Annotated in this window: 15 protein-coding genes; 3 read left to right on the top strand and 12 right to left on the bottom strand. The window is 41.5% G+C overall.

What is annotated here, in order from left to right; genetic code table 11:
• Positions 1-45: 45 nt before the first annotated feature.
• The 5 genes from Q4546_RS15775 to Q4546_RS15755 all read right to left on the bottom strand — a co-directional run bounded on the left by Q4546_RS15775 (position 46) and on the right by Q4546_RS15755 (position 6,142).
• Positions 46-1,203: an acyl-CoA dehydrogenase family protein gene (locus Q4546_RS15775; protein ID WP_102475676.1), complete on the bottom strand. Its 1,158-nt coding sequence runs from the start codon at positions 1,201-1,203 to the stop codon at positions 46-48.
• 242 nt (positions 1,204-1,445) lie between these two features.
• Positions 1,446-2,939 (bottom strand): CoA-acylating methylmalonate-semialdehyde dehydrogenase, encoded by a 1,494-nt coding sequence (locus tag Q4546_RS15770; RefSeq protein ID WP_303446590.1) that lies wholly within the window; start codon positions 2,937-2,939, stop codon positions 1,446-1,448.
• 210 nt (positions 2,940-3,149) lie between these two features.
• Entirely contained in the window at positions 3,150-4,352 is a 1,203-nt protein-coding gene (locus Q4546_RS15765) for an acetyl-CoA C-acyltransferase (protein WP_303446589.1), read from the bottom strand.
• A gap of 385 nt (positions 4,353-4,737) precedes the next feature.
• The gene (metA, locus tag Q4546_RS15760) at positions 4,738-5,682 is read right to left on the bottom strand and encodes a homoserine O-succinyltransferase (RefSeq protein ID WP_303446588.1); all 945 of its coding nucleotides are present in this window, start codon (positions 5,680-5,682) and stop codon (positions 4,738-4,740) included.
• A 49-nt stretch (positions 5,683-5,731) separates the two neighbouring features.
• Positions 5,732-6,142 carry a YbaY family lipoprotein gene (locus Q4546_RS15755; protein WP_303446587.1) on the bottom strand — a complete coding sequence of 137 codons (411 nt, stop codon included), beginning with the start codon at positions 6,140-6,142 and terminating at the stop codon, positions 5,732-5,734.
• Positions 6,143-6,268: 126 nt separating this feature from the next.
• Between Q4546_RS15755 and Q4546_RS15750 the strand changes: the two genes are divergently transcribed.
• Entirely contained in the window at positions 6,269-7,009 is a 741-nt protein-coding gene (locus Q4546_RS15750; protein WP_102532226.1) for an SDR family oxidoreductase, read from the top strand.
• A gap of 75 nt (positions 7,010-7,084) precedes the next feature.
• Here the strand turns inward: Q4546_RS15750 and ompW are convergent, their stop codons facing one another.
• Positions 7,085-7,729, bottom strand: a complete 645-nt coding sequence (gene ompW / locus Q4546_RS15745) for an outer membrane protein OmpW (protein ID WP_102437727.1) — start codon at positions 7,727-7,729, stop codon at positions 7,085-7,087.
• Positions 7,730-8,169: 440 nt separating this feature from the next.
• On the opposite strand from ompW, the gene Q4546_RS15740 reads away from it, so the two are divergent.
• Both Q4546_RS15740 and Q4546_RS15735 read left to right on the top strand, forming a co-directional pair.
• A complete protein-coding gene (locus tag Q4546_RS15740) occupies positions 8,170-9,270 on the top strand; it encodes a hypothetical protein (RefSeq protein WP_303446586.1) in 1,101 nt (366 codons plus the stop codon).
• Between the two features lie 39 nt (positions 9,271-9,309).
• Positions 9,310-9,555, top strand: a complete 246-nt coding sequence (locus Q4546_RS15735) for a hypothetical protein (RefSeq protein WP_303446585.1) — start codon at positions 9,310-9,312, stop codon at positions 9,553-9,555.
• A gap of 100 nt (positions 9,556-9,655) precedes the next feature.
• Here Q4546_RS15735 and Q4546_RS15730 read toward each other — a convergent pair whose 3' ends face one another.
• The 6 genes from Q4546_RS15730 to phhA form a co-directional block, all read right to left on the bottom strand.
• Positions 9,656-10,207: a nucleotidyltransferase family protein gene (locus tag Q4546_RS15730; RefSeq protein ID WP_102437731.1), complete on the bottom strand. Its 552-nt coding sequence runs from the start codon at positions 10,205-10,207 to the stop codon at positions 9,656-9,658.
• Between the two features lie 32 nt (positions 10,208-10,239).
• Positions 10,240-10,890, bottom strand: a complete 651-nt coding sequence (maiA, locus tag Q4546_RS15725; RefSeq protein ID WP_303446584.1) for a maleylacetoacetate isomerase — start codon at positions 10,888-10,890, stop codon at positions 10,240-10,242.
• Between the two features lie 96 nt (positions 10,891-10,986).
• Complete coding sequence (locus tag Q4546_RS15720) at positions 10,987-11,973, bottom strand: fumarylacetoacetate hydrolase family protein (protein WP_303446583.1); 987 nt, start codon at positions 11,971-11,973, stop codon at positions 10,987-10,989.
• Positions 11,974-12,335: 362 nt separating this feature from the next.
• Positions 12,336-13,874 carry a transcriptional regulator TyrR gene (gene tyrR / locus Q4546_RS15715; RefSeq protein ID WP_102437737.1) on the bottom strand — a complete coding sequence of 513 codons (1,539 nt, stop codon included), beginning with the start codon at positions 13,872-13,874 and terminating at the stop codon, positions 12,336-12,338.
• A 203-nt stretch (positions 13,875-14,077) separates the two neighbouring features.
• Positions 14,078-14,416 (bottom strand): 4a-hydroxytetrahydrobiopterin dehydratase, encoded by a 339-nt coding sequence (locus Q4546_RS15710; RefSeq protein ID WP_102437739.1) that lies wholly within the window; start codon positions 14,414-14,416, stop codon positions 14,078-14,080.
• Between the two features lie 82 nt (positions 14,417-14,498).
• Positions 14,499-15,302 (bottom strand): phenylalanine 4-monooxygenase, encoded by an 804-nt coding sequence (gene phhA, locus Q4546_RS15705; RefSeq protein ID WP_102437741.1) that lies wholly within the window; start codon positions 15,300-15,302, stop codon positions 14,499-14,501.
• Between the last annotated feature and the right edge of the window lie 350 nt (positions 15,303-15,652).

Below are 15,652 nucleotides of genomic sequence, written 5' to 3'. Positions count from 1 at the left end.
TTGGCTAATTTCATTAGCCAACATAAAGCGCTTGGCTAGTAACTGTTACAAAATAGCGTGCGCATTTTCATCTAGCAAACGACGAGCAATAATTAAGCGCATGATTTCATTAGTGCCTTCAAGAATTTGATGTACCCGCACATCTCTAAAATGACGCTCTAATGGGTACTCACGAATATAGCCATAACCGCCGTGAAGTTGCAGGGCGTTATCACACACTTGAAAACCAATGTCGGTAGCAAATCGTTTTGCCATTGCGCAGTAAGCTGTGGCTTCTGGATCTTTTGAATCTAATTTGAAAGCAGCTAAGCGCACCAACTGCCTTGCAGCGACTAACTCTGTCGCCATATCAGCTAACTTAAACTGTAATCCTTGAAATGCCGCAATGGGCTTACCAAACTGCTTACGTTCATTCATGTATTCTGTGGCACGGCTCAGCGCAGCTTGCGCTGTACCGATAGAACAAGTGGCGATATTAATACGACCGCCATCGAGGCCCTTCATGGCAAAAGTGAAACCTTGGCCTTCTTCACCGAGTAAATTAGCCACTGGCACGCGGACATTTTCAAAGGTTATTGAACGTGTTGGCTGGGCATTCCAGCCCATTTTGTCTTCGGCTTTACCATAGCTTACACCAGCAGTATCTGCTGGAATAGCTATAGCTGAAATACCTTTTGCGCCCGCTTCGCCTGTACGGCACATCACTACTAATAGCTCAGTTTCACCCGCACCAGAAATAAACACTTTTGAGCCATTAATGATGTAATCATCACCATCACGAACCGCTTTAGTCGCAAGTGATGCAGCGTCACTGCCTGCACCCGGCTCTGTTAGGCAATATGATGCGAGTAATCGACCTGTGGTTAGACCTTCAGACCACTGCTGGCGCAATGTTTCACTACCCCAAGTGGTGACCATCCATGTGGCCATATTATGAATAGTCAACATGGCGGTAGTTGCTGTGCAGCCTTGTGATAACTCTTCAAAAATAATCGACGAATCTAATCGGCTTAGCCCCATTCCACCTTCTGACTCAGGCGAATACAAAGAGCAAAAACCTAGCTCGCCAGCCTTGTGAATTACATCCTTTGGAAAGTGATGCTCTTCATCCCATTTTGCGGCAAAGGGTGCCAGCTCATCTGCGGCAAATTGACGGGCTAATTCTGCGAATTGGCGTTGGTCTTCGGTTAAATTAAAGTCCATGGTGTTAATCCTTTTACTATGACTCTTTAGGTCATTTTATGGCTAAACAATCCTGTGCTTTTATGTGAGCGTGTTTGCAAAAACTGAGTGACTTTTACAAACTGATTTTTACTAAATGCTTATAGCTAACCGCATTTTAGTTACACGCTATTTGGTTACACGCACAGTGATCATTAAGTGAGTCTTGTGGTTTGCTTGTCTGAATAATTAACTGGTCTTCTCCCATCAGAAGACCAGTACATTTACTTAAGATTGATGCTCATATTCGGGCCACTCACCACTTCGTCATCAAACCATCGTGAAGTGATGGTTTTAGTTTCAGTGTAAAAACGCACCGCTTGTTTACCGTAAGCGTGCTGATCGCCATAGAAACTGCCTTTCCAACCGGTAAATGAGAAGAATGGTAATGGCACAGGAATTGGCACGTTAATGCCCACTTGGCCCACTTCGATGTGGTGTTGATACTTACGCGCTGCACCGCCGGATGCGGTAAAAATTGAAGTGCCGTTACCATATGGACTGTTATTGACTAACTCAATGGCGTCATCAAGGTTGTCAGCTTCCATGCAGCACAATACAGGACCGAAGATCTCTTCTTTATAAATGCTCATATCGGTAGTGACTTTGTCGAACATGGTTGGACCAATCCAGTTACCTGACTCATAGCCCTCAACCGTAAAGTCGCTACCATCGAGTAAACAGTCCGCGCCTTCAGCTTTACCTTGGGCAATAAGCTTAAGTACACGCTCTTTGGCAGCGGGGCTAATAACTGGGCCATAGGCGGCATTGTCATCATTCCATAAACCTGGGCGTACTTTTGCTAGTGCTTCTTTAAGCTCTGGGATCCACTCTTTAGCAGCGCCAACAAATACTGCCACTGAAATCGCCATACAACGTTGACCAGCAGCGCCAACTGATGCGCCAACCATGTTATTGATCACTTGCTGCTTATTAGCATCAGGCATGATCACGCAGTGGTTTTTCGCGCCAGCAAAGGCTTGAACACGCTTTAAGTTATCAGTAGCCGTTTTGTAAATGTATTGCCCTACAGCCACAGAACCAACAAATGAAATCGCTTTAATGTCAGGATCTGCCAACAAAATATCCACCGCGGTTTTATCACCATGAATAAGCTGCAGCACGCCTTTGGGCGCGCCCGCTTCAACAAACAATTCAACTAAACGCTGCGGCGTCATTGGATCTTGTTCTGAAGGCTTTAAAATAAAGGTATTACCGCAAGCAATCGCTAACGGGAACATCCATAACGGGATCATCGCCGGGAAGTTAAACGGGGTAATACCCGCACACACCCCTAATGGCTGGGTGTAGCTATAAGTATCAATATTACGCGCCACATTCTCAACGGTTTCGCCCATTAACATTGAGGCGATATTACAAGCATGTTCCGCCACTTCGATACCACGCCAAACATCGCCTTTTGCATCTTCAAAGGTTTTACCCGTTTCTTGGGCCAGAATAGTGGCGATTTCATCATGATGTTCTTTCAATAGATGCTGATAACGGAGCATTACGCGAGCACGTTCAGAAACAGGTACTTCTTTCCACGTAATAAACGCTTCTTTAGCGCTGTCGATGGCTTGATTAACTTCAGCAACCGTGGCGGCATTTATATTAGCAATAACACTGTTATTAGCAGGGTTAGTGACATCAATGTTTTGACTACCTGTACCTTCGGTGAATTCACCGGCAATATAATGTTTAACTTGTATGGTCATCTTGCTTCCTAAATCCTGTTACAGATTATTGTTGAGCCCCAAAGCTCTTGAGTAATAATAAGCACCAACCAAGCTGTTATTGTTAGCATCACTCTATGATGATTATTTGCCATAGCCTTTACTGGTGCTTATTTGTTGTTAATAACGCCAACATCAAAAGTGACGCAATTAACAACGAGTCTTGTTAAATCTTAATCAATTACAACGAGGTTAAACTTCAATCGCCATAGCAGTTGCTTCGCCGCCGCCAATACATAATGACGCCACACCTTTAGCGGTGCCTTTAGCCAAACCTTTAGCTTGTAGCGCATGGATGAGGGTCACTAATACACGGGCGCCAGAACAACCAATTGGATGACCTAATGCACACGCTCCGCCATAGATGTTCACTTTATTGGCATCAAGTTGTAGCTCTTGGATTGCTAACATGGTCACCATGGCAAAGGCTTCGTTGATTTCAAATAAATCAACATCTGTTTTTGCCCAGTTAACCTTGTCGAATAATTTGTTCATCGCGCCCACTGGCGCTGTGGTAAACATTGATGGCTCTTGTGAGTGAGTGGTATGGCCTTTAATCGTGGCCATCACTTCCAAGCCTAATGACGCTGCCTTTTCTCGGGTCATTAGCATTACTGCTGCGGCGCCATCAGAAATCGAGCTTGAGTTGGCGGCGGTAATGGTGCCGTCTTTAGTAAATGCGGGGCGCAATGTCGGGATTTTTTCAGGGCGGGCATTGCCAGGTTGCTCATCGGTATCAACGGTCACATCTCCACGGCGATTTGCAATGGTAATTGGCACAATTTCAGCTTTAAACGCACCTGAATCAATCGCTTTATTGGCTTTTTCAAGTGAGCTTAAGGCAAAGTTATCCATTTGCTCTCGGGTGAGGCCGAAATCATCTGCAGTTTTTTGCGCGAATGTGCCCATAGCGCCGCCAGTGTAGGCATCTTCTAATCCATCAAGAAACATATGGTCTAACACTTTGCCATGCCCCATACGCATACCGCCGCGCGCTTTATCAAGTAAATATGGCGCTTGACTCATACTTTCCATACCACCAGCAATTACCACTTCGCTGCTGCCAGACTTAATTGCATCATGAGCTAACATCACGGTTTTCATGCCTGAACCACAAACCTTATTCACGGTTGTTGCGCCAACACTCAAAGGTAGGTCAGCGCCCAATGTCGCTTGTCTTGCTGGCGCTTGACCTAAGCCTGCCGGTAATACACAACCCATAAACACTTCATCAATTAAATCAGTATTGATTTGAGTTTGATTGACTAAGCCTTTAATTGCATTGGCCGCTAAGGTTGGCGCTGGTACGGCTGATAGTGCGCCTTGAAAGCCCCCCATTGGGGTGCGTTTAGCTGCAACAATGACAATATCTTGGGGTGATTGGTCTGTACTCATAACTTCTCCGGTCTAAACTGCTGGTAAGTAAGCGGACAAAATCAGCAAAAATGTGATCTAGTTCAACTATAAAATAATAGTTACACTCTGACGTTTACGCTAACGTAAAGCAAGTGGTTTGAATGTGATTATCAATAGTGAATATTTTATGAGTGTCACTGAAGATTTACATCAAGCGTAAAGCCCTGATTTAAAATAGCTAAAATGTAATAAATCCCACTAAAAAAGTCATAACCAGCGTTAAATTATCAAGGTGTTTTTGAGGGGATTTGCCATAAAAAAGGGCGATATCGAAAACGATATCGCCCTTTTTATTAATACTTGTAGCATGATGTTTGGCCGAATTTACGCCATATTTTGTTTAAACACCTTAATCAATCTGTGATTAGCTTTTCAATTCCCACGGCGTTCTTGCGCTCATATCTGATAAATCATAAGGCGTAAGCTGGTAAACATAGTAGTTAAGCCAGTTGCTCACTAACAAACTGCCATGACTGTGCCAGCGAGCAATGGGCTCTTGGCTTGGATCATCATTTCGATAGTAGTTGCTCGGTATATTAGGGTTGATACCTAAGCCAACATCTCGCTGATATTCATCATTTAAAGTAGGTTTTTGATACTCAGGATGCCCCATCACAAACAGGTTACGATTATTGCGGCTAAGCACAATATAGGCCCCAGCTTCAGCAGATTCAGCTAGCACTTCAACATCAGAATGTTGGTGTAAATCGTTAATATTCACTTCAGCATAACGTGAATGCGGCGCAAAAAACTCATCATCAAAACCGCGTAGTAATGGATGCGGCTCGTTGGTACGACTATGGTTAAACACCCCCGAACGCTTTTGCTCAAGTAAACTGCGATTAATACCATATAAATGAAACAAACCTGCATGCGCCGCCCAGCATAGAAACAATACTGAAGTGACATGTTCTTGAGACCAATCAATAATTTCTTTAATGTGCTCCCAATACACCACATCTTCAAAATCCAGCTGCCCAAGTGGCGCACCGGTAATAATTAACCCATCATAATTGTTCGTTTTAACCGCTTCAAAATCCCGATAAAAAGCATTCATATGATCGACAGAAGTATGCTTAGATGCTTTGTCATGAATACGCAATAGGTCAACATCCACTTGCAGCGGGGTATTACCTAATAAGCGCAATAGCTGGGTTTCGGTTTCAATTTTATTGGGCATTAAATTTAGAATTAATACCCGCATAGGTCGAATATCTTGATTTGCAGCGCGAGTTTCCGACATTACAAAGATATTTTCAGACTCTAAGATTTCAGCTGCAGGTAAATCATCTGGAATTCTAACCGGCATAGGAGCACCTTTTTAATACAAAATAACCCAGTGCATAGCCATGAAACGACTAGCCACCGACTTTATTAACAATCACATTTATGGGCTGTGTCTCATTGACATCAATGCTATACACTTGCGTATTGATAAACCACAGCTTGCCATTTACTTCTATTCGCGCCCCAATTGAGTAACTATGACCAACAATAAATTGGTCTGCAGCTATTTGAAACTCAAATGCTTGCGGCGCGCTCACTTGTTGGTACACTTTTTCAGCGATAACAATCGCTTTGGTATCTTGCAAAGACACATCCTTCACTTGCACGGTGAGTATTGCGTTGTCTGGCAATGCCATGCGCTCGCGATAACTCACATCACCACTTATAGACACTAAATGATCTACAGAGCTGCAGCCGAATAATCCGCCTAGCAGCATTAAAGAAATACATGCTTTGCTGATAAATGCTTTGATGATGTTCATATATCCTGTCCTTATAATACATTAAGACTTCTAGAAGTCTATACGTCTCATATTGAATAATATTCTTGCTTGTTATCCCTCGCAGTTGTTTTTATCATAGGCCATCATTTCGTCGTCTAAAAGCACATGACTACAGCAAACGCAATAATAGTGGGCGCTAGCTCACACCTTAGTAAAGAAATCGCCCGTCAATTAGCCGAGCAGAAAGTTTCTCTAGTGCTATTTGTACAAGATCCCGATGCCATGGCCGAGTTTGCCGCAAGCTTACCGACAAAAGTTGATGTGCTACCGTTAGATATTGAAAATCCAACAGCCATTATCAGCCAGCTTGAAAAAGTATGGTTAAGCCTTGAAGGCGCGCATTTAGTGTTAGTGAATACTGGACTTAATGGCTACAGTGAAGCACTGCCTTGGGAAATCGAACAAGATATCATTGACGTCAATGTGCGTGGTTTTGCCGCAATTTGTAATACCACCTTTCGATTAATGCGCGAGCAAGGCTATGGTCAAATTGCTGCAATCAACTCTATTGCCGGTTTACGTGGTGGCCCAAGTGTGGCTTATCATGCATCAAAAGCCTTTGCAGAAAATTACCTTGAAGGCTTAAGCATGCATGCGCAGCGATTAAAGTTACCAATCACTATTACCGATATTCAGCTAGGCCTATTGGATAAAGCTGCAATGCAGAAAAGTAAACTGTGGTTGCCGCCATTGCCAAAAGTGGCTAAACAAATTGTCAGCGCGATGCAAAAAGGCAAGCGCAAAGTCTATGTCACTAAACGCTGGCGCTTAGTGGCTTGGTTAACCTTACTTTTACCTGAGTTTATTTATAATACTCGCCATTGGAAGGTTAAAAAGAAAAAGTAGCTTATTCCGTTATTAGCTCACATAAAAAAACAGGAGCCTAGCTCCTGTTTTTTTGCTCTAAATATTTTTCAAATATTAGAAGGTGTAACCAATGCTGACCATGTATACCCATGGGTCAATATCAGTTTCAACTGAAATAGCATCTTCACCTAAATTGAATTTAACATCCGTTGAGATATCAGCGTACCAAACCGATGCATTTACTAACCAGTTATCATTAAATTGATAATCAAGCCCAACTTGTGCCGCTAAGCCCCAAGAGTTACTCATGCTTAAATCAGTTAATGCGCCGTCTAAGTCATTGGTAAACTCGTTATCAAAAAAGTTAGTAAAGTTAACACCAACACCAATGTAAGGACGTAATTTAGATTGGCCATTACCAAAGTAATACTGCGCCACTAAGGTTGGTGGTAAATGCTTAGTTTCAGCAATTTTACCTAACTCACCAAGAGAAACATCATGACTAAAAGGAGTTGCTGCCAATAATTCTAAACCCCAATTATCAGTTAGCATGTAACCAAAGTTTAAGCCGACTTGGGTATTATCATCGACTGTAAACTCTGCAACATTAGCAACAACTGGACTAGACTCATTTGGCACAACCGCTACCGCACCAACACGAAAGATAAAATCACCAGCTTGATGAGCAACCGCAGCTGAAGAAACACCTGCAGATAATAAACTGGCAGCAACTAGACTAAGGGCTATTTTTTTATTCATTATGACAACTCCATGTGTACAACATAATTAGCGCTTTCGATAAACACCTTTAACAATTGCCGCTACACTGCCAGATAAAACCTTTAACAATCTTGATCCAGATCAACAAAGCTATTTACATCAAACTAGGTATAACGCTTTATTGACTTAGATCACATTTAGCTTAAACTTTGTCTACTAAGAAGCTTTTAAAATGCCAGTTTAACTGATGAAAACGTTGATTTTTTAACCAGGCACTTTCATGAGCAAAGCATGAGCCTGATATTAACTAAGCAATAACCATTTACCTTTTTGTAACATTTAATAGCGGTATTGCTTGTTAAGCAATCCTATAAAAATTCTGCCTATTAAAGCCTGTCTATAAAAAGACTCATAAAATAAACGCCGCTGCCAATGATTAAAAGATAAACCCCTCAATTGTTGTTACAAAGGTGCTACCCTTGAACAAAATACCTTTACCTTTGTTTATAGGCTGTAATTATCTTTCAATGACACAAATATGGATAACATCACTGTTTAGCCTCACGCTGTTTATTGCAGCTGATTTAGCTGCATCACAGCCCAAGGACATCGCTAATGCTATCTTTGATAATGAGCCCATCTCTGATGATAAGCCTACCTCTGAAAAGACCATCACCGACAAAAAATCACCTTTGAATGAAACCCAGTCAGATGATGAAGTCGAGCCATCAGCTTGTTATAGCCGTTCACAAACTGATGAGAAAATTGATAAGGCTTTTGATTATCTCAACACCAAATTCTGCCAACCGGCCATTTGGTTTGACAGCTTCTTTGTCGATGATCGCATTGAAGATGATGCCAGAGCTGGCACGATTGTCCGTTGGTATAATGATTTTTCCTATTATGAAAAAGAAGGTTTTAAATATCATGCTAACGTCAATGCGCGGGTTAATTTACCTGGAGTCACTAAAAAGCTAAAACTCATTTTTGATTCAACTGGAGAAGATGATCCATTTTCATTTATACGCAGCCCTGACGATAACAACGACAGGGAATTTAGCTTACGCTATGACTGGCTAGCTCGAAATAGAAGTAGTTTTAATATAAAGCTCAGTTTTAAGCCTAAAATCGAAGCTCGTTATCGCTATACCTATCCTATTTCAGAAAATACCATCAGCCGCATCACCCAAAAGCTGTATCAAGAGAAAAATCTCACTGGTGAGTCTACTGAATTCGATATTGAACACTCTTTTAACGATGATTTTTTATTGCGCTGGAGTGCTGCGTTCCAATATGAAACTAACGATAATGGTTGGGAGCTAGGCTCAGGTCTGCAGTTATATCAATATATCAGTGATAAACAAGCCATTAGTTATCAAGCCCACATACACGGCGTCGACCAGCCTTATAAATATATTGATAGTGCAAAAATTGGCTTAACTTACCGACAAAACTTTGTCCGAGATTGGTTGTTTTTTGCCATCACGCCTGAATATACTTGGACTAAAGAAGATGATGAAGTGCGCATCAATCAAGTGGTGCTAACCTTTAGCATAGAGTTTTTATTTCAAAATATTTAACTCTATGCCGATTAGCTAAACCACCGCCAAGAGGACAAGATGATGAATGAAAAATTTATAAAATTTGATGTGTTTGGTAAGTTCTTGTCAATTAAGCGCCAAGATAGACAAAGTGATCAGCCCCAATGGCTACTGTTTCGTGATTCAGGCACCGGGCTTAGATCGCGCATCCATGAGGTCATCATTCCACCTGAGCTTAAAGAAACAGAGCTTGCTGGTTATCTTGATGATATTTTCCATGAAAATGCCACTGCAAAACATTCACAAGTGTTAAAGCTGACATAAAAAAATGACATAAAAATGACATAAAAGGTGCAGCTAAAGGCTATAACTTAAACTCAAGAGCTAATTGACTAGTGATAAATGACAAGGGGTTACGGGGAGGTTAGAGCTCAAGTGAAAGCTTAGGATATTGCTTAAACCAAGGTTTACTGGCAACACGCTCCATAAACACATGTTTATCGGCATTGGGGTTATAGCTCACCGATAGGCTAAATAGGTTTTCATAACCAAATAATGCCTTTAGCACTAACTTGCCATCATTATCCAGTTTTACCGCTACCGCTGTTTGTTGCTCAGGCCAATAACACATCGCATCAAGGGTTGATGTATAGGCTGGGTGATGATTCCTTTTATGCATTCTGGCTTGGTTTTTCACCGACCAAGGCAGTTTTATCCGCTCAGATAATGCTTTTTCGATTAACTTATCACGATAGGCACAGGTTTGTTTGCTGCAATAATAAATCACATCAATATCAGTTAACGCACTGGGCGCTATTTGATGCTGTTTATCCCACACTAAATTACGCACAAACCCTGCAGCAATGTACCAATCTGTAATATTAAGCTCAGTAAAAAGCGCTGCAACTTGCTGCAAGGCGCTAATGCGCATCTTGTCTGCTACAATCCAATTTTTTAACTGAGCTTCATAGTCCATATTTTACTCGAGCTTATCTAAAAAATGCTGGGTTAACTGGCATCATCTTGCTGCTCAGGCGCAGCTGCAGCAAAGGCTGGGTGAGCCTGACATGTGTGCCAAATCCGCACAATATTAGGGTATGCAGATAAATCTACGTTGAAGCGATAGGCATTGTAAACCTGAGGGATAAGACAAATATCTGCCAAGCTTGGACTGTCGCCAAAACTAAATTTACCAGAGTGAACAGCTAATTGCTTTTCTAGCGCCGCAAAACCTAAATGGATCCAATGATGATACCAATTCATTTTGTCTTCTTCAGATACGCCCATGTCTTTAACGAGATACTGTAATACCCGTAAGTTGTCCAGTGGGTGGATCTCACAAGCGATCAATTGCGCCATGGCACGCACTACGGCTCTATTTTTAGCCCCTTGTGGCAATAAACTATATTGCGGATATTGCTCTTCTAAATACTCAATAATTGCCAATGACTGGGTTAAATTAAACTCTCCATGGTCATCTTCATCAACCAATGCCGGAACCAAATGCTGTGGGTTCAATTGGGCAAACATATCACTATGCTGCTCACCGCCATTTTTGACTAAATGCACTGAAATTTGCTCTGCATTCAGCTGCTTAAGATTAAGCGCGATACGCACCCGATATGCCGCACTGGAGCGCCAATAACCATATAATTTCATTGTATATCCTTATCAAATTAACTGAGTTAGCATTGATGATATAAAAAAAGCAATAACGTTAGACGCTATTGCTTTTTTATCACAGCAAACACTTATTTAAGCTTTGTATTCAACCACTTTTTGATCGATAGAACCAAAGATTGAGTTATCTTGATCATCAAACATTTCAATTCTTACTGTATCGCCAAAACGCATAAATGGCGTTGAAGCTTTACCGTCTGCAATGATTTCTAGCATGCGTTTTTCAGCTAAACAGCTAGAACCGGCACTGCGATCATAATTTGAAATAGTACCAGAACCAATCACAGCTCCCGCTGCCAATGGACGGGTCTTAGCAACATGAGCGACCAATTGACTAAAGTTAAACGTCATATCTACGCCCGCATTAGGACGACCAAATAAATCACCATTTAAATGAGTTACCAATGGTAAGTGCACTTTGCTATCTTGCCATCTGTCACCTAATTCATCAGGGGTAATCGCCACTGGCGAAAACGCACTTGAAGGCTTTGATTGGAAAAAGCCAAACCCTTTCGCTAACTCCCCAGGTATAAGATTACGTAACGATACGTCATTCACTAGCATCAATAATTTGATGTGCTGGGCAGCGTTATCTGCATCTACGCCCATTTTAACGTCGTCAGTGACCACTGCGATTTCTGACTCGAAATCAATACCGTACTCTTCACTGGCCATTTCAATATCGGCTTTTGGCGCGATAAAGCAATCTGAGCCACCTTGATATACTAATGGATCAGTCCAAAACGTTGCTGGCATTTCTGCGCCGCGCGCTTTACGAACCAATTCAACGTGGTTGACGTATGCACTGCCATCAGCCCATTGATATGCACGAGGCAATGGCGATAAACATTTAGCTTCATCAAAATCAACGGCGTTGTCCATCATACCGGCATTTAATGCTTCATATAATTCTTGTAATTGCGGGTTTAATAAATCCCAAGCATCTAATAATTGCTGCAAAGTATGCGCAATAGCAGGTACGGCAACGGCTTTGGTTAAATCTTTACTGACCAACATCAGTTGGCCATCACGGCGACCGTTGTTATAACTTGCAAGTTTCATTTTGACTCCTAGATGGGTACAAATAATGTTGCTACTACTCAAGACAATGTGATTACAAGACGTGCTAACTGGCTTGGCAATTCGATTAAATCAAATATGCTACCTGTAAAGCGCCTATGCTGAGTAATAACAACTAAAATAGCGTTGTTAACGATACAATTACCCTAAGCTTAACCGAATTAATATAGCGTGAGATAAATCACACTTTGTTTGCTTGAGAGTTAAATTGTAAAGGTTTCAATACAGAATGAGATCCCAGTATCAGAATGCGGATCTCAGGCTGGTAAACCTCAAAATGCCAGTGGCTTACTGACATTTTGATGGCATGAAATCGTTACACTAAAAATAACCGCTACGATTAATTAACGTTTTTTAGATATTTTGTAGTCGCGCAGCTTGTTAGCAATAGCGGTGTGAGAAACCCCCAGCTTTTTAGCTAATTGACGGGTACTTGGATAAGCTGGATATAAGCGCCTTAATAAGCTCGCCTCATATTCTTTCATGGCTTGATCTAAGCTGCCTTCAAACTCTTCATCAAAGTAGCCAAAGCCTTCAGCATAAGAAGGTAACTTAAGTTGCTCAACGGTTAGTTCTGCCGAGCCATCCCACATCGATACCGCTCTAAAAATAGCGTTTTTAAGCTGACGCACATTACCTGGCCAGGCATAGGTGAACAAGTAGTCCCGACATGATGCTGAAATACGTCGTAATGGACTCGATAACTGCTGGCTATAATGCTCTAAAAACATTTCAGTGAGCGGAATAACATCCACTTTACGTTCACGGAGCGACGGCATGTGATAACTAAGTACATGAATGCGATAGTAAAGATCTTCTCTGAATTCACCTGATTGGCACAGTTCTGCCAAGTTCTTTTGGGTAGAACAAATTATACGTACATCAGCGCGCACTTCTTCATCGCCGCCAATGCGTCTAAAAGTGCCATCTTGTAGTAAACGCAATAGTTTTACTTGAGCAGCTTTTGACATTTCGGCAATTTCATCTAAGAAAACAGTGCCACCTTTCGCCTCTTCAAACAAGCCACGTTTTACCACTTGGCCATTTGACACAAAGCCAAACAATTCTTCTTCTGCCACGCTATCTGGTAATGCAGCGCAGTTAATAGCAATAAAGGCGTGCTCTCGGCGCATACTGGCATCATGACTCGCTTTGGCCATCAACTCTTTACCAGTACCCGTTTCACCAGTTATTAATAACGGTGCATCCAGTTGGGCCATACGTTTGGCTTGTTTAAGCACATCTTTCATTTTATCGCTAACGGCCAACACATTATCAAAGCCTGTGGTTTGATTTTGCAGCGCATTAAATTGCTTACCGACACGGGCTGGTGATTTTAGCGACACCACCGCGCCCGCTAAAATACTGGCATTGTTTTCATCAGGTAAATAGATAGGCAGCATTTCGGCTAAATATTCATTATTACCAATTTGCACCCGAGTGGCTTGCGCTAATACAGGGGCTTCAGTTAACCAGCGAGAAAAGTTAAATCCTTGCACCCAATGATTAAGCGATTCATCAATCACTTCATGCTCTTGCATATTAAGGGTTAATAATGCGGATTCATTAACAATACGAATACGGCCTTTAGCATTAATTGAAAAAACGGAGTCTGGCAGGGTTTGTAATAAGGTTTTGAGCGCGTAATGTTCTTGCTCGGAGGGCATAAACGATACGGTACGAACATCATGGACGCTTTCTACTTTGCGAATTAAAGGCATTAATTCACTTAAGGTTTCAAAGCCAATTTCGGCAAACTGTAGGTACAAAAAGCCTCTATTGCTGGCATCAATTGCAATTAAGTTAATGCCATAGTTTTCTAGCACTTCTAGAATATCTTTCGCAAGGCCGATACGATCTAAACAACTGACTTCCAAACGCATAAACAACTATTCCCTATTATATTGTTTTCTGGAATATCCGAGGACTCGATTCTGACCATGTCAGGGTGCCCTTCTTAATTTGTGAGCGATACGTTAAAAGGTTATCGGGCGCGTGGCAAGTGTTGTTTACAGCATAATTGTAACAGAGGACGTGCTAAAACAGGTTACGTTAACGTAACCTGCTGATATAATTAACTAAGATTTTAGTTAATTAACTGGTCGGTTTTCGCCGCCATAATGAAATCATTCTTATGAAGACCTTTAATGGAATGTGACCACCAAGTCACTGTCACTTTGCCCCATTCAGTTAAGATCCCCGGATGGTGAAAATCAGCTTCAGCAACATCAGCGAGTTTATTGGTGAATTCCATCGCCAGTTTGAAGTTTTTAAACTTAAAAACTCGCTCTAATTGATTAATACCATCACGGTTTTCAACGGTCCACTGGGGTACCATTTGACTAAATTCAACCAGCTCTTGCTCGGTTACTTTTGGGGCATCTATTTGGCAAGCCTCACATTTTAGTTCGGATAAATCTGACATAACAGCTCCTGTATTATCACACTAGTTTAATCTGGTGTTTATATTATTAATGTATAAATGAATGACTAGTTTTAACGAGTCCCTAAACGGCTATTGGGTTGGGTTTTGGGGCAAATTTAGCCGCAAACAAACCTAGCTGCCGTGCTTTAGCGACTTCAGCCATAATATCCATTCGAGTGATTTCATCTAAAAAGTCGATATTGTCGATAACGTAATAAATCGGCTGCATAATATCTATTCGATATGGGGTTCTCAGCACATCCAGTAGCTCAAAAGGCTTACGCTCCGGTTTATCACTTAATGCGTATAAGGTTTCACCTGGCGAGCTTAATATACCGCCACCATAGATATTAAGTTGATCATCTTTGGCTTTCATTAAACCAAACTCGACCGTAAACCAATATAATCTCGCTAAAAACACCCGTTCTTCTTTAGATGCCGCCAAACCTAATTGGCCATAAATATGCGAAAAATGTGCAAATGACGGATTGGTTAATAACGGGCAATGACCAAATATTTCATGAAAAATATCAGGTTCTTGTAGGTAGTCGAACTCTTCTTTTGAGCGAATAAAGGTCGCCACAGGAAACTGCTTATTGGCCAACAATTCAAAAAATTTACCGAATGAAATAAGTGCCGGCACTCCTGAAGTTTGCCAGCCTGTAGATGCAAGTAACACCTTATCGATTTCTTTTAATTGCGGTACCCGATTCGTGGGCATAGCTAAAGCATCAAGGCCATGCATATATGCCTCGCAAGCTCTGCCTGGCATATTGTTCACTTGGCGCTGATATAACTGATGCCAAATGTCATGTTCTTCATCGGTATATTGGATGTAACCCTGACTATCAGGGATCTTCGCGGTGTAATTTGTTACTTTGCTCATAAGTGCCACTTTACGTAAACTTCACTCCCTTCATAGTGTGCTAAGGATCACATTTTGTTAACTGCTTGGGGTTTTATTCTTCAGTGATTTGACAGTACAATTCGTAAACAAAACGCTACATTAGCAGTTTCTACTAAACTTAACTTAATAAAATTAGTCATATAAACTGCCACCTTTAAATTACAAAGTGGCCAACAACTCATCTCCCGATTCTGCCTTAAGTCAATGGATAAAACTTTTAAGCTTTAAACAGGTTAAAGCTTGATACCTTTTTTAGTGAGCTTGATAACTTAAGTAGAATAAAATCCAAGCAATTAACTCGCTTTACTTTGGCGCTATAGTTAAACTTT

The organism is Shewanella sp. 4_MG-2023, from assembly GCF_030548015.1.
GTDB lineage: Bacteria > Pseudomonadota > Gammaproteobacteria > Enterobacterales > Shewanellaceae > Shewanella.
The sequence above is the reverse complement of the archived record's forward strand: the minus strand, read 5'-3'. Positions and strand labels throughout refer to the sequence as shown.